This is a genomic window from Streptomyces sp. NPDC002573 (assembly GCF_042889625.1).
Taxonomy (GTDB): Bacteria; Actinomycetota; Actinomycetes; order Streptomycetales; family Streptomycetaceae; genus Streptomyces; species Streptomyces gibsoniae.
Genome location: NZ_JBIARC010000013.1, coordinates 109,073 through 133,092, shown reverse-complemented (window position 1 = coordinate 133,092; position 24,020 = coordinate 109,073). Strand labels below are relative to the sequence as shown.

The 24,020-nt window shown below is 72.0% G+C and carries 21 protein-coding genes; 11 read left to right on the top strand and 10 right to left on the bottom strand.

The annotated features are described in order from the left end of the window. Positions 1-27: 27 nt before the first annotated feature. The 4 genes from ACFYX0_RS15485 (at position 28) to ACFYX0_RS15470 (ending at position 5,479) form a co-directional block, all read left to right on the top strand. Positions 28-744 (top strand): DUF3105 domain-containing protein, encoded by a 717-nt coding sequence (locus ACFYX0_RS15485; RefSeq protein WP_388970498.1) that lies wholly within the window; start codon positions 28-30, stop codon positions 742-744. Then, entirely contained in the window at positions 741-1,364 is a 624-nt protein-coding gene (locus ACFYX0_RS15480; RefSeq protein WP_388970496.1) for a DUF305 domain-containing protein, read from the top strand. Before ACFYX0_RS15485 ends, ACFYX0_RS15480 begins: the two co-directional genes overlap by 4 nt. A gap of 300 nt (positions 1,365-1,664) precedes the next feature. After that, complete coding sequence (locus ACFYX0_RS15475) at positions 1,665-3,605, top strand: protease pro-enzyme activation domain-containing protein (RefSeq protein WP_388970494.1); 1,941 nt, start codon at positions 1,665-1,667, stop codon at positions 3,603-3,605. 119 nt (positions 3,606-3,724) lie between these two features. Further along, complete coding sequence (locus tag ACFYX0_RS15470; RefSeq protein ID WP_355916854.1) at positions 3,725-5,479, top strand: NAD+ synthase; 1,755 nt, start codon at positions 3,725-3,727, stop codon at positions 5,477-5,479. 57 nt (positions 5,480-5,536) lie between these two features. Here the strand turns inward: ACFYX0_RS15470 and ACFYX0_RS15465 are convergent, their stop codons facing one another. The 4 genes from ACFYX0_RS15465 to ACFYX0_RS15450 form a co-directional block, all read right to left on the bottom strand. Then, positions 5,537-6,757 carry an MFS transporter gene (locus ACFYX0_RS15465; protein ID WP_388970492.1) on the bottom strand — a complete coding sequence of 407 codons (1,221 nt, stop codon included), beginning with the start codon at positions 6,755-6,757 and terminating at the stop codon, positions 5,537-5,539. A gap of 99 nt (positions 6,758-6,856) precedes the next feature. Further along, entirely contained in the window at positions 6,857-7,891 is a 1,035-nt protein-coding gene (locus ACFYX0_RS15460) for an endonuclease/exonuclease/phosphatase family protein (protein WP_355916860.1), read from the bottom strand. Positions 7,892-8,094: 203 nt separating this feature from the next. Beyond that, a complete protein-coding gene (locus tag ACFYX0_RS15455) occupies positions 8,095-8,718 on the bottom strand; it encodes a TetR/AcrR family transcriptional regulator (RefSeq protein WP_311690577.1) in 624 nt (207 codons plus the stop codon). 105 nt (positions 8,719-8,823) lie between these two features. Further along, positions 8,824-10,416 carry an MFS transporter gene (locus tag ACFYX0_RS15450; RefSeq protein WP_355916864.1) on the bottom strand — a complete coding sequence of 531 codons (1,593 nt, stop codon included), beginning with the start codon at positions 10,414-10,416 and terminating at the stop codon, positions 8,824-8,826. 239 nt (positions 10,417-10,655) lie between these two features. Between ACFYX0_RS15450 and panB the strand changes: the two genes are divergently transcribed. The 3 genes from panB (at position 10,656) to ACFYX0_RS15435 (ending at position 13,601) form a co-directional block, all read left to right on the top strand. Then, entirely contained in the window at positions 10,656-11,543 is an 888-nt protein-coding gene (gene panB, locus ACFYX0_RS15445; protein ID WP_388970491.1) for a 3-methyl-2-oxobutanoate hydroxymethyltransferase, read from the top strand. Between the two features lie 214 nt (positions 11,544-11,757). Next, positions 11,758-12,783, top strand: a complete 1,026-nt coding sequence (locus tag ACFYX0_RS15440; protein ID WP_355916869.1) for an ATP-binding cassette domain-containing protein — start codon at positions 11,758-11,760, stop codon at positions 12,781-12,783. Beyond that, a complete protein-coding gene (locus ACFYX0_RS15435) occupies positions 12,780-13,601 on the top strand; it encodes an ABC transporter permease (RefSeq protein ID WP_388970489.1) in 822 nt (273 codons plus the stop codon). Before ACFYX0_RS15440 ends, ACFYX0_RS15435 begins: the two co-directional genes overlap by 4 nt. Before the next feature lie 46 nt (positions 13,602-13,647). On the opposite strand, the gene ACFYX0_RS15430 is transcribed toward ACFYX0_RS15435, so the two are convergent. After that, complete coding sequence (locus ACFYX0_RS15430) at positions 13,648-16,986, bottom strand: BTAD domain-containing putative transcriptional regulator (protein WP_388970487.1); 3,339 nt, start codon at positions 16,984-16,986, stop codon at positions 13,648-13,650. Between the two features lie 109 nt (positions 16,987-17,095). After that, positions 17,096-17,596 (bottom strand): DUF6578 domain-containing protein, encoded by a 501-nt coding sequence (locus tag ACFYX0_RS15425; protein ID WP_388970569.1) that lies wholly within the window; start codon positions 17,594-17,596, stop codon positions 17,096-17,098. Positions 17,597-17,702: 106 nt separating this feature from the next. Between ACFYX0_RS15425 and ACFYX0_RS15420 the strand changes: the two genes are divergently transcribed. Continuing rightward, entirely contained in the window at positions 17,703-18,500 is a 798-nt protein-coding gene (locus tag ACFYX0_RS15420; protein ID WP_355916878.1) for a site-2 protease family protein, read from the top strand. Here ACFYX0_RS15420 and ACFYX0_RS15415 read toward each other — a convergent pair. The 3 genes from ACFYX0_RS15415 to ACFYX0_RS15405 are packed head-to-tail and all read right to left on the bottom strand — an operon-like array spanning position 18,490 to position 20,585. Beyond that, positions 18,490-18,741: a hypothetical protein gene (locus ACFYX0_RS15415; RefSeq protein ID WP_355916881.1), complete on the bottom strand. Its 252-nt coding sequence runs from the start codon at positions 18,739-18,741 to the stop codon at positions 18,490-18,492. The genes ACFYX0_RS15420 and ACFYX0_RS15415 overlap by 11 nt on opposite strands. A 13-nt stretch (positions 18,742-18,754) precedes the next feature. Continuing rightward, on the bottom strand, positions 18,755-19,459 hold the full coding sequence (gene npdG / locus ACFYX0_RS15410) for an NADPH-dependent F420 reductase (RefSeq protein WP_311690562.1): 705 nt from the start codon (positions 19,457-19,459) through the stop codon (positions 18,755-18,757). Between the two features lie 37 nt (positions 19,460-19,496). Next, positions 19,497-20,585, bottom strand: coding sequence for an exo-alpha-sialidase (locus ACFYX0_RS15405; RefSeq protein WP_388970567.1), 1,089 nt, complete (start codon positions 20,583-20,585; stop codon positions 19,497-19,499). A 212-nt stretch (positions 20,586-20,797) separates the two neighbouring features. Between ACFYX0_RS15405 and ACFYX0_RS15400 the strand changes: the two genes are divergently transcribed. Together ACFYX0_RS15400 and ACFYX0_RS15395 are read left to right on the top strand one after the other, a co-directional pair. Further along, a complete protein-coding gene (locus tag ACFYX0_RS15400; protein WP_355916885.1) occupies positions 20,798-21,400 on the top strand; it encodes a hypothetical protein in 603 nt (200 codons plus the stop codon). A 53-nt stretch (positions 21,401-21,453) separates the two neighbouring features. Next, on the top strand, positions 21,454-22,800 hold the full coding sequence (locus ACFYX0_RS15395) for an MFS transporter (RefSeq protein ID WP_388970485.1): 1,347 nt from the start codon (positions 21,454-21,456) through the stop codon (positions 22,798-22,800). Between the two features lie 37 nt (positions 22,801-22,837). Here the strand turns inward: ACFYX0_RS15395 and ACFYX0_RS15390 are convergent, their stop codons facing one another. Then, the gene (locus ACFYX0_RS15390; RefSeq protein WP_388970483.1) at positions 22,838-23,077 is read right to left on the bottom strand and encodes a hypothetical protein; all 240 of its coding nucleotides are present in this window, start codon (positions 23,075-23,077) and stop codon (positions 22,838-22,840) included. 61 nt (positions 23,078-23,138) lie between these two features. On the opposite strand from ACFYX0_RS15390, the gene map reads away from it, so the two are divergent. Continuing rightward, positions 23,139-23,996, top strand: a complete 858-nt coding sequence (map, locus tag ACFYX0_RS15385) for a type I methionyl aminopeptidase (RefSeq protein WP_355916888.1) — start codon at positions 23,139-23,141, stop codon at positions 23,994-23,996. The last annotated feature ends 24 nt before the right edge of the window (positions 23,997-24,020 follow it).

Below are 24,020 nucleotides of genomic sequence, written 5' to 3'. Positions count from 1 at the left end.
AACGTCCCTCCTTCCAAAGGACTGGCCATGGGTTCCGCCAACAAGACCGGCTCCGCCGAGCGCAAGGCCCGGATAGAGGAGATGCGACGCGCAGAGCGCGCCCGCGAGCGGCGCAACCGGATCCTCACGATCGCGGCGAGCGTGGTCGTCGTCGGCGGCCTCGTCGCCGGTGGAGTCGTCCTCATCCAGTCGCAGACCGGCGACAAGGCCGTCGCGGCGAGCAGCACGAAGGACGGCATGAAGGGCGACGGGAAGAGCGGTGCGAAAGGCACCACGAAGGGTGACACGGGCCACTTCGTCACCGGCGCGGACGGGGTGAAGACCTGGAAGGGCACCCTGGGCCGCACCCACACCACCGCCCCCGTGACCTACCCCATGGAGCCCCCGGTCGGCGGCAACCACAACCCGATCTGGCAGAACTGCAACGGCGACGTCTACACCAAGCCGGTCAACAACATGAACGCCGTGCACTCCCTGGAGCACGGCGCGGTCTGGGTGACGTACAACAGCAAGGCGGCCAAGAGCGACGTCGAGGCGCTCGCCGCCAAGGTGAAGGGGACGCCGTACACGCTGATGAGCCCCGTCGAGGACCAGAAGGACCCGATCATGCTCAGCGCCTGGGCCCACCAGCGCACGGTCAGGAGCGCGAACGACCCGGCCGTGGACAAGTTCTTCGCCACGTTCGTCCAGGGTGACCAGACGCCCGAGCCGGGCGCCGCCTGCACGGGCGGGCTGGGCCAGTGAGGCACATCGGCTGGATCGCGGGGGCCGCGGCGGCGGCGCTCGTCGCGGCCGGAGCGATCACCTACGCCGCGGCCGAGGACACCCCGCCCACCACGAAGGTGCCCACCGCCGAATCCGCCGACGCCGGCTTCGCGCGGGACATGGCGGTCCACCACCAGCAGGCCGTGGAGATGTCGTACATCGTGCGCGACCGCACGAACAACGAGGAGTTGCGCCGGCTCGCGTACGACATCGCGCAGACGCAGGCCAACCAGCGCGGCATGCTGCTGGGCTGGCTCGACCTCTGGGGACTGCCGAAGGTGTCCGCCGATCCGCCGATGACCTGGATGGGCATGGGCGACATGGCCTCCGGCAAGGACGGCGCGCTGATGCCGGGCATGGCCACCAACACCGAGCTGCAGAAGCTGAACACGCTGCGGGGCGAGCAGGCCGAGATCCTCTATCTGCAGCTGATGACCGACCATCACAAGGGCGGCATCCACATGGCCGAGGGCTGTGTCGCCAAGTGCACCGTGGGCGTGGAGAAGAGACTCGCCCAGGGCATGGTCGACGCCCAGCAGTCGGAGATCGAGCTGATGGCGACGATGCTCAAGGAACGGGGCGCCAAGCCGCGCGACTAGGACCACCGTCCCCCGGGCAGAGACGGCCCGGGGCTGTCACGAGGGGATCGCACGTCTCCGCAAGGGATCCACGACGATCGCAACCTCCCCGCAATCAACGGCAGTTCCCTGAAACCGTGACAAAAACCCCTTACTGACGGTCACTTGGGGTCTTCTTGGCCTTTTCATTCCCCTGGCATGAACGGTTCATCGCCAGAGTGACCCCATCGCGTGATCCATTCACCGCGCCGTCACCACGCGGTTGTCTACGCGGATCATTCGCGACCACATCGTGCGACGCATCGCATAGCAGGGGGTTTTATGAGATCCAACCGCGCCAAGGCGCGCGCCGGGGTGAGCTTGGCTGCCGCATTGCCGCTGCTCACCGGCGCACTGGCGCTCGGCATTCCCGCGGCGCACGCCGCGGACAACCCCGGCCGGGACCTGCTCGCGGGCACCAAGCCCGCGTGGGCCACGGCCAAGGCGGACAAGGGCGCGACCGCGAACAGCGCCCAGGTCTCGGCCCGCGTCTACTTCGCCGGCCGCGACTCCGCCGGCCTCGCCGCCTACGCGAAGGCCGTCTCCGACCCGAGCTCGCCGCTCTACGGCAAGTACCTCGACGCCAAGCAGTCGCAGGCGCGCTTCGGCGCGACCAAGGCGCAGGTGGCCGCGGTCAAGTCGTGGCTGAAGTCCTCGGGCCTCAAGGTCACCGCGGTCACGCAGCACTACGTCGCCGTCACCGGTGACGTGGCCGCCGCCGAGAAGGCGTTCGGCACTCAGCTGCACAACTACACCAAGGGCTCGAAGACGTACCACGCGCCTTCGAAGGCGGCCTCCGCGCCCCAGGCCCTCAAGGGTGCCGTCCTGACCGTCACCGGCCTGGACAACGCCCCGCACAAGTCCGACCACAGCGACCAGCTGCCGCCGCCGGACGCCGTGTTCAAGAACGCGGGACCGTTCTCCTCGTACTACGGCTCCAACGTCGCCTCGACGCTGCCGGACGCGTACGGCTCCAAGATCCCCTACGCCGTCGAGGGCTACACCGGCAAGCAGCTCCGGGCCGCCTACGGCGCCGGGAAGTACACGGGCAAGGGCGTCCGGATCGCCATCACCGACGCCTACGCCTCGCCGACCATCGCCTTCGACGCGGCCACCTACGCGAAGAACCACGGCGACGCCGCGTTCAGCACCAGCCAGCTGCACCAGGTGCTGCCGGCCAACTACACGAAGACCCAGGAGTGCGGGGCCGCCGGCTGGTACGGCGAGGAGACCCTGGACGTCGAGGCCGCGCACGCGGTCGCCCCCGGTGCGAACATCACGTACGTCGGCGCGGCGTCCTGCTACGACGACGACCTGCTCGACTCGCTCAGCAAGGTCGTCGACAACCACCTGGCCGACATCGTCTCCAACTCCTGGGGCGACATCGAGGCCAACCAGACGCCGGACCTCGCGGCCGCCTACGACCAGGTCTTCCAGTTCGGCGCGGTCGAGGGCATCGGCTTCTACTTCTCCTCCGGTGACAACGGCGACGAGGTCGCCCACACCGGGACGAAGCAGGTCGACACCCCGGCCAACTCGGCGTGGGTGACCGCGGTCGGCGGCACCTCGCTGGCCGTCGGCAAGGGCGACAAGTACCAGTGGGAGACCGGCTGGGGCACCGAGAAGGCCACGCTGTCCGCGGACGGCAAGAGCTGGACGAACTTCCCCGGCGCGTTCACCTCCGGCGCGGGCGGCGGCACCAGCAAGACCGTGCCGCAGCCGTACTACCAGAAGGGCGTCGTCCCGAACGCGCTCGCCACGGCGAACAACGCCGCGGGCAACCGCGTCGTCCCGGACATCGCGGCGATCGCCGACCCCAACACGGGCTTCAAGGTCGGCCAGACGCAGACCTTCCCCGACGGGTCGCAGCAGTACAGCGAGTACCGGATCGGCGGCACCTCGCTCGCCGCGCCGGTGATCGCGGCCGTCCAGGCCCTGGCGCAGGAGGCGCACGGCGGCTCGGCGATCGGTTTCGCCAACCCGGCGATCTACGCCAAGTACGGTTCGAAGTCGTTCCACGACGTCACCGACGACCCGACGGGCTCCGGCCTCGCCGTGGCGCGCATCGACTTCGTGAACGGCATCGACGCGACCGGCGGTGTGAGAACCTCCGTCCGCAGCCTCGGCAAGGACAGCTCCCTGCAGGCCGTGAAGGGCTACGACGACGTGACCGGCGTGGGCTCGCCCGCCCCGGGCTACGTCGACTCGTGGCGCCGTCACTGACCGGCTCGCCCTGAGGTGACCGCGTCGCGCCCGTCCCCCTCCCGGAGGGGGGCGGGCGCACGTGCGTGCACGGCCTCGCCCAGCCCCCATTGCGTCTCTCTGACGATTACACTGGGCGGGTGCCTCAACTTCGCCTCGCCCTGAATCAGATCGACTCGACCGTCGGAGACATCGCCGCGAACACCGAGGCGATCGTCCGCTGGACCCGGCACTCCGCCGACCAGGGAGCGCACCTGGTGGCGTTCCCCGAGATGGTGCTGACCGGGTATCCCGTCGAGGACCTGGCCCTGCGGTCGTCGTTCGTGGAGGCCTCGCGCGCGGCTCTGAGGGACCTTGCCGCGCGTCTGGCCGGCGAGGGTCTCGGGGAGCTGCCGGTGGTCGTCGGCTATCTGGACCGCTCCGAGACCGCCCAGCCGAAGTACGGCCAGCCGGCCGGCGCCCCGCAGAACGCGGCGGCGGTGCTGCACCGCGGCGAGGTCGCCCTCACCTTCGCCAAGCACCATCTGCCCAACTACGGCGTCTTCGACGAGTTCCGCTACTTCGTGCCCGGCGACACGATGCCCGTGGTGCGGCTGCACGGCATCGACATCGCGCTCGCCATCTGCGAGGACCTGTGGCAGGACGGCGGGCGGGTGCCGGCCGCGCGCAGCGCGCAGGCCGGGCTGCTGCTGTCGATCAACGCCTCGCCGTACGAGCGCGAGAAGGACGACACACGTCTGGAGCTGGTGCGCAAGCGGGCGCAGGAGGCCGGCTGCACCACCGCCTACGTCGCCATGATCGGCGGCCAGGACGAGCTGGTCTTCGACGGGGACTCGATCGTCGTCGGCCCGGACGGCGAGGTGATCGCGCGGGCCCCCCAGTTCGTCGAGGGCTGTGTGGTCCTGGACCTCGACCTGCCCGCGGCACGGCCGGACGCCCCGGCGGGCGTCGTGGACGACGGGCTGCGCATCGACCGCCTGGTGCTGTCCGAGGAGCCGCTGCCGGCCTACGAGCCCGAGCTGACGGGCGGATACGCGCAGCGGCTCGAGGACCACGAGGAGGTGTACTCGGCGCTGGTCACGGGCCTGAGGGCGTATGTACGGAAGAACGGCTTCCGGTCCGTGCTCATCGGCCTGTCCGGCGGTATCGACTCGGCGCTGGTCGCGGCGATCGCGTGCGACGCGGTGGGCGCGGAGAACGTGTACGGGGTCTCGATGCCGTCGAAGTACTCCTCGGGGCACTCCCGGGACGACGCGGCGGAGCTGGCGCGGCGCACGGGCCTGCACTTCCGTACCGTCCCCATCGAGCCGATGTTCGGCGCCTACATGGACGCCCTCGGGCTGACCGGCCTGGCGGAGGAGAACCTCCAGTCCCGGCTGCGCGGCACGCTGCTGATGGCCGTCTCCAACCAGGAGGGCCACATCGTGCTGGCGCCCGGCAACAAGTCGGAGCTGGCGGTGGGCTACTCGACGCTGTACGGCGACTCGGTGGGCGCGTACGGCCCGATCAAGGACGTGTACAAGACGTCGGTCTTCCAGCTGGCGCGGTGGCGCAACCGTGCGGCGGCCGAGCGGGGCCAGACGCCGCCGATCCCGGAGAACTCGATCACCAAGCCGCCGAGCGCGGAGCTGCGCCCGGACCAGGTCGACACCGACTCGCTGCCCGACTACCCGGTCCTGGACGCGGTCCTGGATCTGTACGTGGACCGGGACCAGGGGGCGGACGCCATCGTGGCGGCGGGCTTCGACCGGGAGCTGGTGGTGCGGACGCTGCGGATGGTCGACACGGCCGAGTACAAGCGCCGGCAGTACCCGCCGGGCACGAAGATCTCGGCGAAGGGCTTCGGCAAGGACCGCCGGCTGCCGATCACCAACCGCTGGCGCGAGCACACGTGACACGAACGCCGGGGGCGCCGTGGTCTCCACGGCGGCGTTCGTGTGCCGCCCGGTCCGTCAGCCGCGCACGCTCTGCGGGTGCTCCGGTACGTGCGCCGCCACCAGGCGTTCCCGCGCGGTCGCCGGAGCGCTCCGGCGGCGGTCCACCGCGTAGGCGACCCCCGCCACCGCGAGGCCCAGCACCGCCAGGGCCGCGCCCGCGAGCGCCGGGGAGGTGGCACCGAGGCCCGCGGCCAGGGCGAGGCCGCCGATCCAGGCACCGCCCGCGTTGGCCAGGTTGAAGGCCGCCTGGTTGGCCGAGGAGGCGAGGGAGGGGGCGGCGGACGCCTTCTCCATCACCATCAGCTGGAGCGGGGAGCCGGTGACGAACGCGGCCGTCCCGAGCAGCACCACGGCCACCGCCGCGCTCCACTCGGCGTGCATGAGCAGTGGGAACAGCCCCAGCACCACCGCCAGCGCGAGCAGGCCGCCGAAGAGGGTGCCGCGCAGCGAGTGGTCCGCGAGCCGGCCGCCCACCAGGTTGCCGATCGTCGCGCCCACGCCGAACAGGGCCAGCAGCAGGGTCACGCTGCCGTCCGCGTAACCCGCCGCGTCCGTCAGCATCGGTGTGATGTAGCTGTACGCCGCGAACAGCGCGCCGAAGCCCGCCACCGTCGTGCCCAGCGCCAGCCAGACCGGCAGGGAGCGCAGCGCGGCGAGTTCGCCCCGCAGGCCGCCCGCCGGGGCGTGGGTGTGGTCGCGCGGGATCAGCAGGGCGAGCGACACGATCGCTGCCACGCCGATCACGCTGACCCCGAGGAACGTCGCCCGCCACCCCAGGTGCTGGCCCATCAGGGTGGCGACGGGGACACCGGCGACGTTGGCGACGGTGAGGCCCATGAACATCAGCGAGACCGAGCGGGCCTTGCGCTCGGGGGCGACCAGGCCGGTCGCGACGACCGCGCCGACGCCGAAGAAGGCGCCGTGCGGCAGTCCGCTCAGGAAGCGGGCCGCGAGCAGCGCGTCGTAGCCGGGCGCGAGGGCCGAGAGCGCGTTGCCCACCACGAACAGGGCCATCAGGCCGATGAGGACCGTGCGGCGGGCGAGCCGGGAGGTGACCGCGGCGAGCAGCGGCGCGCCGATCACCACGCCCAGCGCGTAGGCCGAGACCAGGTGCCCGGCGGTGGGGATGGATATGTGCAGGTCGTCCGCGACATTGGGCAGCAGGCCCATCATCACGAACTCGGTGGTGCCGATGCCGAAGGCGCCCACGGCGAGGGCGAGCAGGGCCAGGGGCATGAGGGACCTTTCAGAGCGGAGTTCTGCCGGAGGCGGTTCGTAAGTTCCCCTACGGAACAAAGGGTCTCACGCCCAGTATTCCGGTGGCCATGGCTCCGCTCAGGACTGCCCGTCGAGCTTCACACGGGCCGCGATCGGAAGGTGGTCGCTCCCCGTGCGCGGCAGGGTCCACGAGCTGACCGGATCCAGGCCCCGGACCATGATCTGGTCGATCCGCGCCATCGGGAAGGACGCCGGCCAGCTGAACCCGAAGCCGCTGCCCACCGCGCCCTGGGTGGAGCGCATCTGCGAGGTGACGGCGTTCAGGGCGCGGTCGTTCATGGTGCCGTTGAGGTCGCCGAGCAGGATCACCCGGCTCAGGCTCTCGTCGGCGATGGCCTCGCCGAGCGCGTCCGCGCTGGTGTCGCGCTGGCGTGCGGTGAACCCGGCCGCCAGCTTGACCCGCACCGAGGGCATGTGGGCGACGTAGACGGCGACCTCACCCGCGGGCGCCTGGACGGTGGCCCGCATGGCACGGGTCCAGCCCAGTTTGATGTCCACGGGCCTCACATGGACGAGCGGGTACTTGCTCCACAGGCCGACCGTGCCCTGCACCGAGTGGTACTTGTACGTCGACGCCAGCGCCTGCTCGTAGACCGGGACCGCGGAGGCCTTCAGCTCCTCCAGCGCCAGCACGTCCGCACCGGAGGCGGCGACCGCGCGGGCGGTGCCGGCGGGGTCGGGGTTCTCGGCGTTGACGTTGTGGGTGGCGACGGTCAGGTCGCCGCCGGTGCCGGTCTTGTCGCCGAGCAGCCCGCCGAAGAGGTTCAGCCAGACCACGGCGGGCAGCAGCACGGCGATCAGCGCGGTCGCCGACTTGCGCACCAGCGCGAGGATCAGCAGCAGCGGGACGCCCACGACCCCGAGCCAGGGCAGAAACGTCTCGGTGAGACTGCCGAGGTTGCCGATGTCGTTGGGGATCCGCGCGTGCAGCAGCATCACCAGCGCGAGCAGCACGGCGAGAGCGGCCGGCACGAGGCCGCGGCGCCAGATGCCGCGGTCGCGCAGACCCTGTCGCAGGCGCCGGAGCCGGGATCCTGGGCGGTGGGGATCCGTGCCGCCGCCACCCGTCTCCGTCATGTACGCCTGCGCCATATGCCGCCTCACACCCTGCCGTGCACACCGTCGTCCCCCCGGACATGACCCTAGGGGATGATCGGCTCGGTTCCGCCGTCCCATGACGGCCGTTCGCGGACGAGGACGGGCGGGGCGGCCGCGAGAGTTCCGGCCGAGGGCGCCAGAAGGGCCTTCTGTGACAAAACCTGCACATACCGGCCGGTGCCCCGGCACCGGCCCGGCTACCGGGAGCTGACGGGCCGTAGTCCTTCGAGGACCGTGTCGACGACCTGCTCGGCGAGGCCCTCCTCCAGCTCGGCGTCGGGACGCAGCATGGAACGCACCAGCAGGGGACCGACGAAGATGTCGTTCATCAGCTCGATGTCCACGTCCCCGCGCAGTTCGCCGTTCTCCTGTCCGCGGCGCAGGACTTCCAGCCCGAGCCGGCGGCGGGGGGCGACGACGGTGGAGTGGTAGGCGGCCCAGATCTTGGGGCTGCTCTTTATCTGGGCGTACACGTTGCGCAGGATCGCCGAGGAGCGGGTGGCCACGCCGCGCTGCCGCAGCGACTCCAGGAGCACGACGAGGTCCTCGCGCAGGGACGTGCCGGGCAGTTCGGGCCCCTCGGGCTCGGCGGCGCGCAGCACGTCGACGAAGAGGTCCTCCTTGTTGTCCCACCGGCGGTAGATGGTGGCCTTGCCGACGCCGGCGGTGCGGGCGATGCGCTCTATGGAGAGGTCCGCGAGGGGCACTCCCTCCTCGATGAGCTTCATCACACCTTCGATGATGGCCCGTTCGACGGCCTCGCTGCGGGGGCGTCCGCGTGTGGGGAGGTCTCGGTGGGGCCGGCTGCCGGCGAGGCTCACATTGCACTCCGTCCTTGCTCGCTGGGGATCATTCTCCCCGGTGCGCGCCGTGCCGGGCACCGGCACCCCGCCGGTGCCCGGTCGATGACGTGCTGTCAGTGGTCGTCAGTGGTCCGCGGCGACCAGTTGCTCCTCCTCCTTGCCGCTCTGTCCCACAGGCGCCTTCCCGGGCAGGAACAGCGCCACCACGATCGCGCCGATCACCGCCACGCCCGATCCCCACAGCGCCGTCACATGCATCGCGTGCAGGAAGGCGTCGTTGGCCGGGGTGACGAGGGCCTTGCCGTTCGGGCCGAGCTTGGCGGCCACGCCGAGCGTCGCCTCGATCGACTCGCCGGCGGTGTGCCGGATGCCCGCCGGGAGGAGGGAGAGCTTGTCCTCGATGCTGGTGCGGTACGTCGTCGACAGCACGGAACCGAGCACGGCGATGCCGAGCGCGCCGCCGACCTGGCGGAAGGTGTTGCTCAGCGCGGACGCGGAGCCCGCCTTCTCGCGCGGCAGCGCCTGCATGATGACGACGCTGGTCGGCGTCATGATGTGGGCCATGCCGGTGCCCATGAGGAAGAAGACGACTTCCAGGATCCAGATGGGCGTGTCCGCCTTCAGGGTGGCGAACGCGGCGAGCATCGCGGCGATGACGATCATGCCGGCGGTGGTCGTGGCCCGGTTGCCGAACCGGTCCACCAGCAGCCGGGCGCGCGGGGCGAAGATCATCTGCGCGGCGGCCAGCGGCAGCATCAGCAGACCCGTCTGCAGCGCCGAGTAGCCCCGGACGCTCTGGGTGTAGAAGACGGAGAAGAAGGTCACACCCATCAGCGCGAAGAAGACCAGCGCGATCGCGGCGATGGCGGCGGAGAAGACCTTGTTCCGGAAGTAGGTGACGTCGATGGACGGGTGGTCGCTGCGCTTCTCGTACACCACGAAGAGCGCGAGGACGGCGAGACCGGCGGCGATCGTCGCCAGCACCTTGGCGTCGCCGAAGTCGGCGAGCTGGCCGCCCTTGATGATGCCGTAGACGAGCAGGACCAGGCCCACGACCGACAGGACCACGCCGACGATGTCGACCCGGCCGGGGCGGGGGTCGCGGGAGTCGGGGACCAGCCAGATCATCAGGCCCAGCGCGAGGACCACGATCGGCACGTTGATCAGGAAGACCGAGCCCCACCAGAAGTGGGCGAGAAGCACACCGCCGGTGATCGGGCCTATCGCGATCGCGAGGCCGACGCCGCCGGCCCAGATGCCGATGGCCTTGGGCTGCTCGTCACGCTCGAAGACGTTCATGAGGACCGCGAGCGTCGCGGGCATCACGAAGGCCGCACCGAGGCCCATGAGCGCGCGGAACGCGATGAGCTGGGCCGGGGAGCCCGACTCGGCCGCGAGCGCCGAGCCCGCGCCGAACACGACGAGACCGGCCAGCAGCGTCTTCTTCCGGCCCAGGCGGTCGCCGAGGAGGCCCGCGGTGAACAGCAACCCGGCGAACACGAGGGTGTAGGCGTTGATGGCCCACTCCAGCTCGCTCTGGGTGGCGCCGAGACCGGTCGGCGCCGGGGTGGAGATCGTCTTGATGGCGACGTTCAGGATCGAGTTGTCGAGCACCACGATCAGCAGGCTGAGCATCAGTACGCCGAGGATGGCCCATCGGCGCCGATGCACCGCCTCCGGCACCCGCCGTTCGACAGAGGCAGTGGGAGTAGTCATGGGCATGAGCGTAGGGCATTTATGAAACGGAACGGTCTCGTATCTAAATCCTTTACAAGACCTTGAGTTCCCTGCGATTGAAACGGGAAACGGGCCGAGCGTGCCACGTTCGCGGGCCCGGTGTCGCGGGTGCCGCGTGGCGCATACCCCCACTAGCCGCGCGTGGCACGAGGTGCCACCATGGGGGTGATCCGGGGACGCCGTCAGGGTGCCTCGAGATGACCGAAGGAGCCGTTGCGATGACGCAGCTTTCCGCTGCCCAGGAGCAGCCCGCACAGGGAGCGCTCAAGCCCTCCGACAGCAGCAAGGCGCTGTACGGGGGAAAGAGCACCCGCCGCATCACCGTCCGCGACATCGCCGCCGCCAAGGAGCGCGGCGAGAAGTGGCCCATGCTCACCGCCTACGACGCGATGACCGCGTCCGTGTTCGACGAGGCCGGCATCCCGGTCATGCTCGTCGGTGACTCGGCGGGCAACTGCCACCTCGGGTACGAGACGACCGTACCCGTCACCCTCGACGAGATGACCATGCTCTCCGCCGCGGTCGTACGGGGCACCCAGCGCGCCCTGATCGTCGGCGACCTGCCCTTCGGCTCCTACCAGGAGGGCCCGGTGCAGGCGCTGCGCTCGGCCACCCGTCTGGTGAAGGAAGCCGGGGTCGGCGCGGTCAAGCTGGAGGGCGGCGAGCGCTCGCACGGCCAGATCGAGCTGCTGGTGCAGTCCGGCATCCCGGTCATGGCGCACATCGGCCTGACCCCGCAGTCCGTCAACGCGATGGGCTACCGGGTGCAGGGCCGCGGCGAGGAGGCCGCCGCGCAGCTGATGCGGGACGCCAAGGCGGTGCAGGACGCGGGCGCGTTCGCGGTGGTCCTGGAGCTGGTCCCGGCGGAGCTCGCGGCCGAGGTGACGCGGTCGCTGCACATCCCGACCGTCGGCATCGGGGCCGGTCCCGAGACGGACGCGCAGGTGCTGGTGTGGACCGACATGCTGGGTCTGACCGGTGGCCGGGTGCCGAAGTTCGTGAAGAAGTACGCCGATCTGCGCCAGGTCATGGGCGACGCGGCGAAGGCGTTCGCCGAGGACGTCGTGGGCGGAACGTTCCCGCTCGAGGAGCACTCGGTGCACTGAGCGGCCGCCCGGTGCACTGACCGACCCACTGCGGGCCGTTTCAGGCCGGCCGCGCAGTTCCCGGCGCCTCCCTGAGGGGCGCCCCGACAGCCCGCCGATCTTCCCCCGTCGGCGGGCTGTCGCGTTGTGCGGTAGGCGATCTGTCGGCGGCTGTAGGCACTGCTGTCGGCGGCCTGTAGGCGGTTTGTCGGTGGCGGCTGGCACCTTGGTCGGCATGACGCGAATCGACAAGAACCCCACCGACGCCGCCCGGGACGCGGCCGTCACCGTACGGGGGCTGGTCAAGCACTACGGCGAGACCAAGGCGCTGGACGGCGTCGACCTCGACGTGCGCGAGGGCACCGTCCTCGGCGTGCTCGGGCCGAACGGCGCCGGCAAGACCACCCTGGTCCGCTGCCTGTCCACCCTCATCACCCCCGACGCCGGCCACGCCGTGGTCGCCGGCTACGACGTCGTCCGCCAGCCCCGCCAGACCCGGCGCGTGATCGGCCTCACCGGCCAGTACGCCTCGGTCGACGAGAAGCTCTCCGGCTTCGAGAACCTGTACATGATCGGCCGGCTCCTCGACCTGCCCCGCAAGGAGGCGCGGGCCCGGGCCGACGGACTCCTGGAGCGGTTCTCGCTCACCGAGGCCGCCAAACGCCCGGTGCGCACCTACTCCGGCGGTATGCGGCGACGGCTGGACCTCGCCGCCTCGATGATCGGGCACCCGGCCGTCCTCTACCTGGACGAGCCCACCACGGGTCTCGACCCCCGCACCCGGAACGAGGTGTGGACCGAGGTCAAGCGCATGGTCACCGAGGGCGCGACCGTGCTGCTCACCACCCAGTACATGGAGGAGGCCGAGCAGCTCGCCTCCGAACTGACCGTCATCGACCGCGGCAAGGTCATCGCCGGCGGCCGCATCGACGACCTGAAGGCCAAGGTCGGCGGCCGTACGCTGCGCATCCGCCCGGCGGACCCGATGGAGCTGCGCCCCACGGCCACCGCGCTCGACGAGTTCGGCCTCACCGGTCCCGGCAAGGCGACCGTGGACGCCGAGAGCGGCACCGTCCTCGTACCGATCCTCAGCGACGAGCAGCTGACCGCGGTGGTCGGCGCGCTCACCGCCCGCGGCATCACACTCGCCGGCATCGCTACCGAACTGCCCAGCCTGGACGAGGTGTTCCTGTCCCTCACCGGCCACAAGGCCAGTGCCCCGCAGGACGCGTCCCCCGCCCGAGAAGAGGTCGCCGCATGAGCACGGCCACCGTCACCGCATCCCCCGCACCGGTCGCCGACGGCCGCATAGGGCTGCGCGGCAATCTGCGCCACATCGGCGCCCTGGTCCGCCGCAATCTGCTGTGGATCCGCCAGGACCCGGAGTCGATGTTCGACGCGATCCTGTTCCCGATCGTCTTCTGCCTGCTGTTCGTGTTCGTCTTCGGCGGCGCGATCGCCGGGTCCGGCAACCGGCACGCGTATGTGAACTACGTGGTCCCCGGACTGATGGCGATGATGGGCATGAACATCGCCCAGGGCGTCGGCACCGGATTCAACGAGGACTTCCAGAAGGGCGTGATGGACCGCTTCCGGTCCCTGCCCATCAGCCGGGGTTCCGTCCTGATCGCCAAGATCACCGTGGAGATCGGGCGGATGCTGGTCGCCACGGCGGTCCTGCTCGTGGTGGGCTTCCTGCTCGGCCTGTCGGTGTCGAACGTGCCCGGCCTGTTCGCGGCCATCGGTCTGTCGATGGTCTTCGGCTTCGGAGTCATGTGGATCTTTCTGACCCTGGGCGTGGTGATGAAGAGCGCCCAGGCCGTCCAGGGAATGGGGTTTCTCGTGCTGATGCCGCTGCAGTTCGGTTCGTCGATCTTCGCCCCGACCAGGACCATGCCGGGCTGGCTCCAGGCCTTCACCGACTACAACCCGCTGTCGTCGCTCGCCGACGCGGCCCGCGGCCTGATGAACGGCCATGAGCCGGTCACCCACGACGTGCTGATGACCCTGGCCTGGTCGGCCCTGCTCACGCTGGTGATGGCCCCCATCGCCATCCGCAAGTTCACGACCAAGAGCTGACGTCCACGGCCGAGAACCGGCCTGCCCCGCGGTACACCGGTCCGCGTCAGACGAGGGCGGTGGCCTCCTCCATGGAGAGGCCGCCGCCCTCGGCGTACGCGGCCTCGTACTCCGCGTCGCCCAGCACCGCCCGCACCTGCGCCTCCGCCACGGCCCGGGCCTCGCGCTCCGCCGTTCCCGGGAAGTGGCCGGGCGGCAGCAGAGCGTCGGCGGCCCCCAGGCAGACCGCCCCGTCCCGGGCACGGCTCCCGCCGTCCGCACCCGCGAGCGCCGTCGCGGCGGTCGTCAGGTGAATCGAGATCTGATGCGGCGCCACCACCATCGCCATCCGGTCCCCGGCCCGCTCGAGCGCCCGCCGCGCCGTGGCCAGGGCCTCGGGGTACCGCTCCTCCAGCAGGTCCAGCCAGGCCTCCAGACCGAGCACGATGCCCTCGAAGACCGGGAAGGCGAGGGCTCTGAACTCGCCGCGCAGCAGGCGTACCTGCTCGCGTGCCTCGGGCACCCGTCCGGTGCGGCTGAACCACATCGCCAGGGACAGCCGTGCGAACGGATTGGCGTCGTTCGTCGTGTCGCGGACTTCCTCGATGACCTGGCGCAGCAGCCGCTCCCCCGGTTCGCCCTGCCCGGCCTCCAGCAGCACACCGCCGAGACGGGCGTCGAGCACGGACATCTGGGAGTGGGCGCCGAGCCGTTCGGCGTACTCCCGGGCGGCCCGGTAGTCGTCGGCGGCGGGCAGGTAGTCGCCACGCCGTTCGCGGGCCTCCCCGCGGGCGGACAGGGCCTCGGCCGCGCCCCAGGCGTCCCCGAGCCGGCGGAAGATCTCCAGCGCCTCGTCCGCGTCCCGGGTCGCGTCCCCCGCCCAGTGGGTGCGGTTGGCGAGGATGTTGGCGCGCAGCTGAAGGACCTGGGCCAGCTCCCAGGTGTAGCCCAGCTCGCGGCAGGTGCGGACGGACTCGTCGAGGAGCTCGCGCATACGGTCGAGGTCACCGCTGAGCACGACGGCGTAGAACCACAGGAAGCCGGGGAACCGGCAGGTCTGGGGCTGACCGGGGCGGTAGGTCTCGCAGACGACGCGCAGCTTCTCCTTTCCCTCGAAGGTGTCCCACGACTGGAACTCCACGTCCGTGGCGAAATGGACGAGATGGGCGCCGCGGCGGGCCTCCTGGAGGATCTCCGGGCGCATCGGCGGCGGGACGTCGGTGCAGCTCTCGGGGAGGTCCGGCACCGGCCGGGCGGGCGCCGCGAAGGGATCGGGGCCGAGCGCGATGACCGCGGTGGACCAGGTGCGGGACTCGACGCGCTGATCGCGGATCTGCCAGTACCAGGCCAGGGAGTGCAGCAGGCACAACGCCTCCTGCTCGTCGCGGTCGGCGACGGCGCGGCGCAGGGCGGTGCGCAGGTTCTCGTACTCCACCTGGAACCGTTCGATCGCCGCGCGCTGGGTGGACGAGCGCAGCAACGGGTCCGTGGTGCGGGCCAGTTCGCGGTAGTAGGTGAGGTGGGCGCGCTCCGCGGCGGACCGGTCGTCCGACTCGTCGAGCTGTTCGCCCGCGTACTCGGCGACGGTCTCCAGCAGCCGGTAGCGCATCTCCCCGTCGCCCGAAGGGGCCGCCACCACGAGGGACTTGTCGACGAGCGAGCCGAGCACCTCCAGTGCGACGGGGCCGCACACGGCCTCGGCGGCGGTGAGGTCGCAGCCGCCGGCGAAGACGGACAGCCGGCACAGCACCGCGCGCTCGTCCGCGTCGAGGAGGTCCCAGGACCAGTCGACCACGGCCCGCAGGGTCTGCTGCCGGGGGAGCAGGGTGCGGCTGCCGGAGGTGAGCAGCCGGAAGCGGTCGTCGAGCCGGTCGGCGATCTGGCGCGGCGACAGCATCCGCAGCCGGGCCGCCGCCAGTTCGATGGCGAGCGGCAGTCCGTCCAGGCGGCGGCAGATCTCCGCGGCGGCAGCGGCGGTGTCCTCGTCGGCGTCGACCCGGAAGCCGGGCCGGGCGGCGGCGCCGCGGTCGGCGAGCAGCTTCAGCGCGTGCGGCTGCGGAAGCGGCTCGACGGGGCGCAGCAACTCCCCAGGTACGCCGAGGGGTTCGCGGCTGGTGGCGAGGACCGTCAGCCCGGGACAGTGCTGGAGGAGGTGCTCGACGAGGCGGGCGGCGGCGTCCACGACGTGTTCGCAGTTGTCGAGGATGAGCAGCATCCGGCGGCGCGCGCAGTGCTCGGCGAGCCGCTGGACCGGGTCGTCGTGCCGGTCGGTGACGGCGCGCATCTCCTCGGCGCCCGCGCCGCGCAGCACCGTCTCGCGTGCCCCGACGGCGGTCAGCACGGCCTCGGGCACCGCCTCCGGGTCGTCGACGGGCGCCAGCTCGGCCAGCCACACCCCGTCCGGTGTCTCCCGCGCCACGGCCTCGGCGGCCTCCTGCGACAGCCGCGTCTTCCCGGCGCCGCCGGGCCCGAGCAGAGTGACGAGCCGCGCGGCCGCGAGGTCGTCGCGCAGGGTCTCCATGTCGGTGTCCCGCCCGACGAAGGAGGTGAGACGGGCCCGGAGGTTGCCGGGGCGGGGTGCCACGGCGAGGCTCGCGCCGCCGAGGGGCGCGACGGCGGTCACCGGTACGTCTGCGTGCGGGGCGGCGGGCGGTGCGGGTGCCGGGGTGTGCGGCACCTGTCCGCGCAGCAGCTCCCCGTGCAGCTCCCGCAGTTCGGGCCCGGGGTCGGACCCGAGGCGGTCCGCCAGCAGCCGTCGTACGGCGTCGTAGGCGGCCAGTGCCTCCGCCGGACGGCCCGCGTCGCGCAACGCGCGCAGCCGCAGCACCTGGAGGGACTCGTCGAACGGGTGGAGGTCGCACAGGGCGGTCAGCTCGGGCAGGTACTGCTCCCCGTCGCCGAGGGCGAGGGCCGCCGCGAGGCGGGCGCGCCGCGCGTCGAGGCGGCGGGTCTCCCAGCGGGACACCTCGACCGCCCGGTCCGGGAGGTCGGCGAGGGCGGGCCCGTGCCACTGGGCGAGGGCGTCGTCGAGCACGACCGCCGCCTTCCCGGGGTCGCCGTCGGCCAGCGCGCGCAGGCCCTCGCCGGTGAGCCGCTCGAAACGGTGCAGATCGACGTCGTCCGGGGCCGCCGCCAGCCGGTAGCTGCCGTCCGCGGACTCCACCGCGTCCGGCCCGAGCGTCCGGCGCAGCCGCCCGACCAGCGCCTGGACGGCACCGGTGGCGTCGGCGGGCGGGTCGCCGTCCCACACCTCGTCGACGAGCAGGGCGACGGGGACCGGCCGGCCGGCCCTCAGCGCGAGCACGGTCAGCAGGGCACGCAGCCGGGCCCCGCCGACCGGGACGGGCGTGCCGTCGGTGCGGAGTGCCTGGGTGGTGCCGAGAATGCGATAGCGCACGGGGTTCATTGTCTCCGGTGGCAGCGAAGGGGCGGACCGCCCGGCCCGGGGGAGCCCCGGCCCCGGCGAGACCGGGAGCCGGGACGAGGGCGGGAGAGCGGCCGGATGCGCGGGCCGGTCACGGTCCCGGCGGGGCGGCACCGTACACGTCGAGGTCGACGAGGACGCCCGACCGCCCCTCGCCGAACCAGCGCGGACAGCGGTACACGTCCTCCAGCCAGCGCCCGCCGGGAACGGGCACATGCGTGCGCGAGCCGGGCGAGACCGGAGCCCAGACCTGATGCACCAGCCGGACGGCGCGCACCCGGCCGGTGGTCTCGGCCCAGCGGTCGCTGTGACGCTCGACACAGAGCAGGCCGCGCCGGCGGCCGTCCGCCGCCGCGGTGTCCTCGGGCACCGCGGCAACCAGCCCGTCCGCCGCCCGCACCAGCCGGAGCGCGCCTGCCGCCTCGCGCTCCTGGGCCACCGGCGCGGCCAGGGTGCCGAGCGGCTCGTCCCAGCCGCCGCCGAGCACGTCCTCGGCGTCCATGAGCAGCAACGGCCAGCTCACCTCCTCCCCCACGGAGAACGGCGTGCCGCAGCACTCCATCTGCCAGTCCGCGTAGAACACCTGCCACATCCCCACGCCCCCACCTTTGCGGAACTCGGACCGCAGGGCGAGACGTTTTCCCGGCGTGGCGGGTACGGTCGGGCCGTCCGTACCCTTCTCGAGTCCAGGGAGCACCATGACCACCGCCGCCACCCGGCGCAGCGACCGGAGGATCAGCCCCGTCTTCGTGGGGCTGCTGGCCGTGACGGCGGTCACCGGCTGGGCCACCTGGAGCGGCTTCGCCGCGCGGCCGGGTGTCGCCGTGTTCCTGTTCGTGACGGCCGCCTGGATCGTCTCGCTGTGCCTGCACGAGTACGCGCACGCGCGCACCGCCCTGCACGGCGGCGACATCTCGGTCGGCGCGAAGGGCTATCTCACGCTCAACCCGCTGAAGTACACCCACGCGCTGCTGAGCGTCGTACTGCCGGTGGTCTTCCTGATCATGGGCGGGATCGGGTTGCCGGGCGGCGCGGTCTTCATCGAGCGGGGCCGGATCCGGGGCCGCTGGCGGCAGAGCCTGATCTCGGCGGCGGGCCCGCTGACCAACGTGCTGTTCGCGGTGGTGTGCACGGCCCCGTTCTGGCTGCACGCACTGGACGGGGTGCCCGCCGAGTTCCAGTTCGCGCTGGCCCTGCTGGCCCTGCTCCAGGTGACGGCCGCGATCCTGAACTTCCTGCCGGTGCCGGGCCTGGACGGCTACGGGGTGCTCGAGCCCTGGCTGCCGTACGACATCAAGCGGCAGGTGGAGCCCTTCGCGCCGTTCGGCCTGCTCGCCGTGTTCGCGATCCTGGGGATCCCGTCGGTGGGCAACGCGTTCTTCGACGCGATCAACTCGGTCCTGAACGCGCTGGGCATCGACAACCTGCACAGCGCCTGCGGCTGGGAGCTGTACCGCTTCTGGAAGCCTGTGCCCGACGGCTGCGTCAGCCCGTGACCGAACGGCCCCCGCTGCGGCCCCGGCGCACGTAGTACCAGGTCATGTTGGACGACACACCGGCGAGCAGCACCCAGACGATTCCCAGCCAGCTGCCCTGGACGAAGGAGACGACGGCCGCGACGGCGGACAGGACGCACACGGCGAGGGCGTAGAAGGCTAGGCGGGGCATGGGGGGCGGCTCCTGACGGACGGACGGTGTGTGGTCGTACGCGGTGGTACGGCGTCCAGTGTCCCCCATGCCCCGGGGCCCGCTAGACGTCGGTCACCCTCAGCCCGGCGTGCGCCTTGTACCGCCGGTTGACGGAGATCAGGTTCGCCGTGAGCGCCTCGACCTGGTGGGCGTTGCGCAGCCGCCCGGAGAAGATGCCGCGCATGCCGGGGATGCGGCCGGCCAGCGCCTGCACGATCTCGACATCGGCACGCTCCTCGCCGAGGACCATGACGTCGGTGTCGATCCGCTCGATGTCCGGGTCCTCCAGGAGGACGGCGGACAGATGGTGGAAGGCGGCGGCGACACGCGAGTCCGGGAGCAGCGCCGCGGCCTGTTCGGCGGCGCTGCCCTCCTCGGGCTTGAGCGCGAACGCGCCCTTCTTGTCGAAGCCGAGCGGGTTGACGCAGTCGACGACGAGCTTGCCGGCCAGTTCCTCGCGCAGGGACGCGAGGAGCGTGCCGTGGCCCTCCCACGGCACGGCGACGATCACGAGGTCGCTGCGGCGCGCGGTCTCGGCGTTGTCGGCGCCCTCGATGCCGTGGCCGAGCTGTCCGGCGGCGGCCTCGGCGCGTTCCGTGGCGCGGGAGCCGATGATCACCTTCTGGCCGGCCCTGGCGAGCCGGTAGGCGAGGCCCTTGCCCTGCGGCCCGGTACCGCCGAGCACGCCGACGACGAGCCCGGAGACGTCGGGGAGGTCCCAGGGGTCCTTGGCGGGGGCCTTGGGTGCACTGTCGCTAGAGGTCATGGGCCGACTCTACGTGCGCCGCGGTCCGGCCCGCCGCTCAGGTGAGAGCCGCCACGGGGATCCGGCGGAAGGTGATCGTCTCGTAGGCGCCGAAGTCTCCGGTCTCGTAGAGCAGGCCGACGGTCGCGGCGTCCACGCGGACCAGGTCGGAGTACGCGGCGGGCAGTCCGTCGACGGTGTACGCGGCCCGCCAGGTGGTCCCCGCGTCGGCGGAGACGCGCACGGTCATCAGGGCGCGGAAGGCGGGGTCCGCGGGGCCGGAGAACAACAGCAGGTCGGGGTCGCGCAGTTGCAGCACGCTGGCCTGGCAGACGGGCGCGACGAGCCCCGCCTGCGGGCGGAAGGGCCTGACCAGGGTGCGGCCGCCGTCGGCGGAGTGGGCGTCGGCGCGGTTGCCGGGGGACGGGGAGTCGTTGCGGGTGTTGAAGTAGACGCGGCCGTCGGGGAGTTCGGCCGCCGTGGTCTCGTTGACGTTGATGTAGCCGTTGGTGTTCTCGTCGAGGTATCCGAGGTACCAGCTCTCGCCGCGGTCGTCGCTGAGCAGGCAGTGGCCGCTGTTGTACCTGGCCTCGGCGCCGGTGTCGCCGCCGGTGGGCGCGAGGGTGTGGTTGCCGGGGACGAGCACGCGGCCCAAGGTGAGCTGGAGGGCGTGCCCGGGGGTGGTGGCGTACCAGCGCCAGCCCTGCTTCTTGACCTGGGCGGTGATCTCTTTGAGGCCGGACCAGGTCAGTCCGTCGTCGTCGCTGTGCTGCATCCAGACGCGGCGCCCGTCGGCGGGCTTGACCTTCCCGCGCAGGACGGCGTCCTCCGTCGCGCCGGCCGCCGCGCGGACATGGACGAGCAGGATGCGGCCGGTGTCCAGGACGACCGGCGCGGGGTTGCCGGCCAGCCCGGTCCCGTTGTGGGCGACGGCCTGGAGCGGGCCCCAGGTGCGGCCGCCGTCCCTGGACCGTTTGAGCACGATGTCGATGTGCCCGTGGTCGGCGGCGGAGGTCACCCGCCCTTCGCAGAAGGCGAGAAGCGTGCCGGCCCGGGTCGCGACGACGGCGGGGATCCGGTAACTGGCGTATCCCTCACGGCCCGCCCGGAAGGGGACGGATCCGGCGACAGGCGCGGGGGACTCCATGGACGCGGGAGACTCGGCAGACCCGGTGGACCCGGGGGACTGCGCCCTCCCGGCTGCGGCTGCGCTCTTCTCGGTCATGCGGCTCCTCGGACAAGGCGGCGGTGGAGCGTGGCGCGACGGTCGTGAACCGTGGTTCGGCTCCATGCCCGGGTCGGGCGAATTCGGGGTGAACTCCGGGTCACGAGTGACCGGTTGCGGCAGGATGCGGTCGCATGGACGCCGTACGGGTCGCGTTGCTGCGGGAAGTGCTCGCCGGGACCGAGTGGCCGGCTGCCACGCGGCGGTTCGCGGGGACCCTGCGCGGTTCCGTGGTGTCGCACGGGGGCGGGCTGCTGCTGGTCGGCACCGAGGAGTACGAGCCCTGGCATCTGGCCGCGCATCTGGTGGACGAGGCGGCCTGGTCGGGCACGCCGGAGCTGTCCCCGACGCTGGTCCGGCACGCGGCGCGGACCTCGGACCCGGCGCATCTGGCGGTGGGGCTCGGACGGCTGTCTGCGGCGCGCCGCGGGGAGACGCTGCTGGTGGTGTCGCCCGCCGCGCCGGAGGCCGGGCTGCTGGAACGGGTCCATGACGCGCGCCGGGCCGGGGCGACGGTGCTGGCGCTGGACTCCGGGGACCGCGACCTCGTGGCCCTGGCGCACGAGGCGCTGACGGTGCCGGGGGACACGGACCTGGATCTGGACACGGTGCAGCATCTGGTGAGCGCGGCGGCCGGGGAGAACGTGCTGCCGGCCCCGCGGGCACACCGTCGCTTCCGGGACCGGCTGTCGCGCCTGGCCGATCTGCTGACGTCACCTCCGCCGTCGCGCTGGTGAGCGCCGGAAAACCTGTTGCCCGGGGCGCCGGAGTCGGCTGAGCATGGCCCGTCGTGACCGACGACGCCCCCGCACCCCCCGCACGCCTCGCATCGGCCCCGGCACCCCCGGACGAGTCCGCCGACGGCTCCCGGCTGCGCGCCCTGCTCCCCGACCTCGCGCCCTGGCGCGCGTCGGCGGACTTCCGCCGGCTCTGGCTGGCCGGGGTGATCACCAACTTCGGCACCTTCCTCACCTTCGTCGCGCTCCCCGTGCAGCTGAAGGACCTCACCGGTTCGGCGGCGGCCGTGGGCGCGATCGGCGCCGTCGAACTCCTGCCGCTGATCGTCTTCGGTCTGTACGGCGGTGCGCTCGCGGACGCGTACGACAAGCGGAAGCTGATCCTGTCCACGGAGGCCGGGCAGGGGCTGCTGTCCGCCGTGCTGCTGCTGAACGCGCTGCTGCCCCGGCCCGCCGTCTGGCCCCTGTACGTCGTCGCGGCGCTGTCCTCGGCCCTCGGCGCGCTCCAGCGTCCCGCCCTGGACGCCCTCGTCCCGCGGATCGTCGCGCACGACCACCTCCCGGCCGCCGCCTCGCTCAACTCGCTGCGCTGGACGGTCGGCGGGGTCGCGGGCCCGGCGGTGGCGGGCGTGGTCGTCGCGTACGCCGGGCTGGGCGCGGCCTACGGCGCCGACCTGGTGACCTTCGTGGTGTCGGTGGTGCTGTGCCTGGGGCTGGCGGCGTCGCCCGCCGCGCACGAGGCCGCGAAACCGTCGCTGCGGTCGATCGCGGAGGGCGCGCGCTACGCGTGGAGCCGCAAGGAGCTCCTGGGCACGTACGTCGTCGACATCGCCGCGATGCTCTTCGCGATGCCGCTCGCGGTGCTGCCGTTCCTCGCCGACGAACTGCGCGCCCCCTGGTCGCTGGGGCTGATGTACGCGTCCTTTCCCGCCGGTGCGCTGGTCGTGTCGCTGACCAGCGGTTGGACCTCGCGGATCCACCGGCACGGACGGATGGTGGTCCTCTCGGCGGCCGCCTGGGGGCTGGCGGTCGCGGCGGCGGGCGTCGCGGGGAACGTCTGGCTGGTGCTGCTCCTGCTGACCCTGGGCGGCGCTTTCGACATGATCAGCGGGATCTTCCGGGGGGCGATGTGGAACCAGACGATCCCGGACGAGCTGCGCGGCCGCCTGGCCGGCATCGAGCTGCTGTCGTACTCCGTCGGCCCGCAGCTCGGCCAGGTCCGCTCGGGCGGTACGGCGGCGTGGCGGGGTGTGCGCACCTCGGTCTGGTCGGGCGGACTGCTGTGCACCGGTGCGGTGGCCCTGCTGGCCCTGTGCCTGCCCGGCCTGATGCGCTACGACGCCCGGACGAACGAGCACGCGGTACGGCTGCGGGCCCGGCGGACGGGCGCGGCCGTCTGAGGCCGGGCGGGCGGGCCGCCCAGCCGAACGGGACCGCTCAGGCGTCTCGGTCTTCCTCCCGCTCCCCCGCGGTCGCGTCGTGCCACCGGGGGTCCGTGTCCCACTCCTCGTTGCGCTCGCGCGCGATGTCCATCGCGTGCTGCGCCTCCTCGCGGGACGCGTACGGACCGAAGCGGTCCTTCGCCGGGCACTCGGGGCCCTCCTCGACCTTCCCGTGGATCAGGCAGTAGTACCACTCGCCCGGCTTCCCGGCCGTCCGCTTCTTGAACAGCGCCATGACAGGAGCTCCTTTCCCCAGGGCCCATGTTCCCGTACACACGCTGGATAGACTCGCTGGCATGTCTGGCCAGTCGCTGCTCGTACCAGGAGAGCTGTCTCCCACCCGTTCCGTACCCGGAAACATCCGGCGCCCCGAATACGTCGGCAAGCCCGCGCCGACCCCGTACACCGGGCCCGAGGTGCAGACGCCCGAGACCGTCGAGGCGATGCGCGTCGCCGGGCGCATCGCGGCCCGGGCGATGGCGGAGGCGGCGAAGCTGATCGCCCCGGGCGTCACCACGGACGAGCTGGACCGGGTCGCGCACGCCTACATGTGCGACCACGGCGCCTACCCGTCGACGCTCGGCTACCGCGGCTTCCCCAAGTCGCTGTGCACCTCGGTCAACGAGGTCATCTGCCACGGCATCCCGGACTCCACGGTGCTGCGCGACGGCGACATCATCAATCTGGACGTGACGGCGTACTACGGCGGCGTCCACGGCGACAACAACGCCACGTACCTGGTCGGCGACGTGGACGAGGAGTCCCGGCTGCTGGTCGAGCGCACCCGTGAGTCCCTCAACCGCGCGATCAAGGCCGTCCGGCCGGGCCGCCAGGTGAACGTCATCGGCCGGGTCATCGAGTCGTACGCCAAGCGGTTCGGCTACGGAGTGGTGCGGGACTTCACCGGGCACGGGATCAACTCGTCGTTCCACTCCGGCCTGATCATCCCGCACTACGACAGCCCGCACGCGACCACCGTGATGCAGCCCGGCATGACCTTCACCATCGAGCCCATGCTCACCCTCGGCAGCCACGAGTACGACATGTGGGACGACGGCTGGACGGTGGTGACGAAGGACCGCAAGCGCACGGCCCAGTTCGAGCACACGCTGGTCGTCACGGACACCGGCGCGGACATCCTGACCCTGCCGTAGACGCCCCGCCCGCACCGCCCGCGC

What these genes read in the sequence shown, in the direction of transcription:
- panB (WP_388970491.1), top strand. Translation starts at nt 10,656, where the DNA reads ATGACGCAGCTTTCCGCTGCCCAGGAGCAGCCCGCACAGGGAGCGCTC.
- map (WP_355916888.1), top strand. Translation starts at nt 23,139, where the DNA reads ATGTCTGGCCAGTCGCTGCTCGTACCAGGAGAGCTGTCTCCCACCCGT.
- ACFYX0_RS15460 (WP_355916860.1), bottom strand. Translation starts at nt 7,891, where the DNA reads ATGGCGCAGGCGTACATGACGGAGACGGGTGGCGGCGGCACGGATCCC.
- ACFYX0_RS15440 (WP_355916869.1), top strand. Translation starts at nt 11,758, where the DNA reads ATGACGCGAATCGACAAGAACCCCACCGACGCCGCCCGGGACGCGGCC.
- ACFYX0_RS15435 (WP_388970489.1), top strand. Translation starts at nt 12,780, where the DNA reads ATGAGCACGGCCACCGTCACCGCATCCCCCGCACCGGTCGCCGACGGC.
- ACFYX0_RS15390 (WP_388970483.1), bottom strand. Translation starts at nt 23,077, where the DNA reads ATGGCGCTGTTCAAGAAGCGGACGGCCGGGAAGCCGGGCGAGTGGTAC.
- ACFYX0_RS15425 (WP_388970569.1), bottom strand. Translation starts at nt 17,596, where the DNA reads ATGTGGCAGGTGTTCTACGCGGACTGGCAGATGGAGTGCTGCGGCACG.
- ACFYX0_RS15465 (WP_388970492.1), bottom strand. Translation starts at nt 6,757, where the DNA reads ATGCCCCTGGCCCTGCTCGCCCTCGCCGTGGGCGCCTTCGGCATCGGC.
- ACFYX0_RS15405 (WP_388970567.1), bottom strand. Translation starts at nt 20,585, where the DNA reads ATGGAGTCCCCCGCGCCTGTCGCCGGATCCGTCCCCTTCCGGGCGGGC.
- ACFYX0_RS15430 (WP_388970487.1), bottom strand. Translation starts at nt 16,986, where the DNA reads ATGAACCCCGTGCGCTATCGCATTCTCGGCACCACCCAGGCACTCCGC.
- ACFYX0_RS15475 (WP_388970494.1), top strand. Translation starts at nt 1,665, where the DNA reads ATGAGATCCAACCGCGCCAAGGCGCGCGCCGGGGTGAGCTTGGCTGCC.
- ACFYX0_RS15485 (WP_388970498.1), top strand. Translation starts at nt 28, where the DNA reads ATGGGTTCCGCCAACAAGACCGGCTCCGCCGAGCGCAAGGCCCGGATA.
- ACFYX0_RS15400 (WP_355916885.1), top strand. Translation starts at nt 20,798, where the DNA reads ATGGACGCCGTACGGGTCGCGTTGCTGCGGGAAGTGCTCGCCGGGACC.
- npdG (WP_311690562.1), bottom strand. Translation starts at nt 19,459, where the DNA reads ATGACCTCTAGCGACAGTGCACCCAAGGCCCCCGCCAAGGACCCCTGG.
- ACFYX0_RS15420 (WP_355916878.1), top strand. Translation starts at nt 17,703, where the DNA reads ATGACCACCGCCGCCACCCGGCGCAGCGACCGGAGGATCAGCCCCGTC.
- ACFYX0_RS15450 (WP_355916864.1), bottom strand. Translation starts at nt 10,416, where the DNA reads ATGACTACTCCCACTGCCTCTGTCGAACGGCGGGTGCCGGAGGCGGTG.
- ACFYX0_RS15415 (WP_355916881.1), bottom strand. Translation starts at nt 18,741, where the DNA reads ATGGGGGACACTGGACGCCGTACCACCGCGTACGACCACACACCGTCC.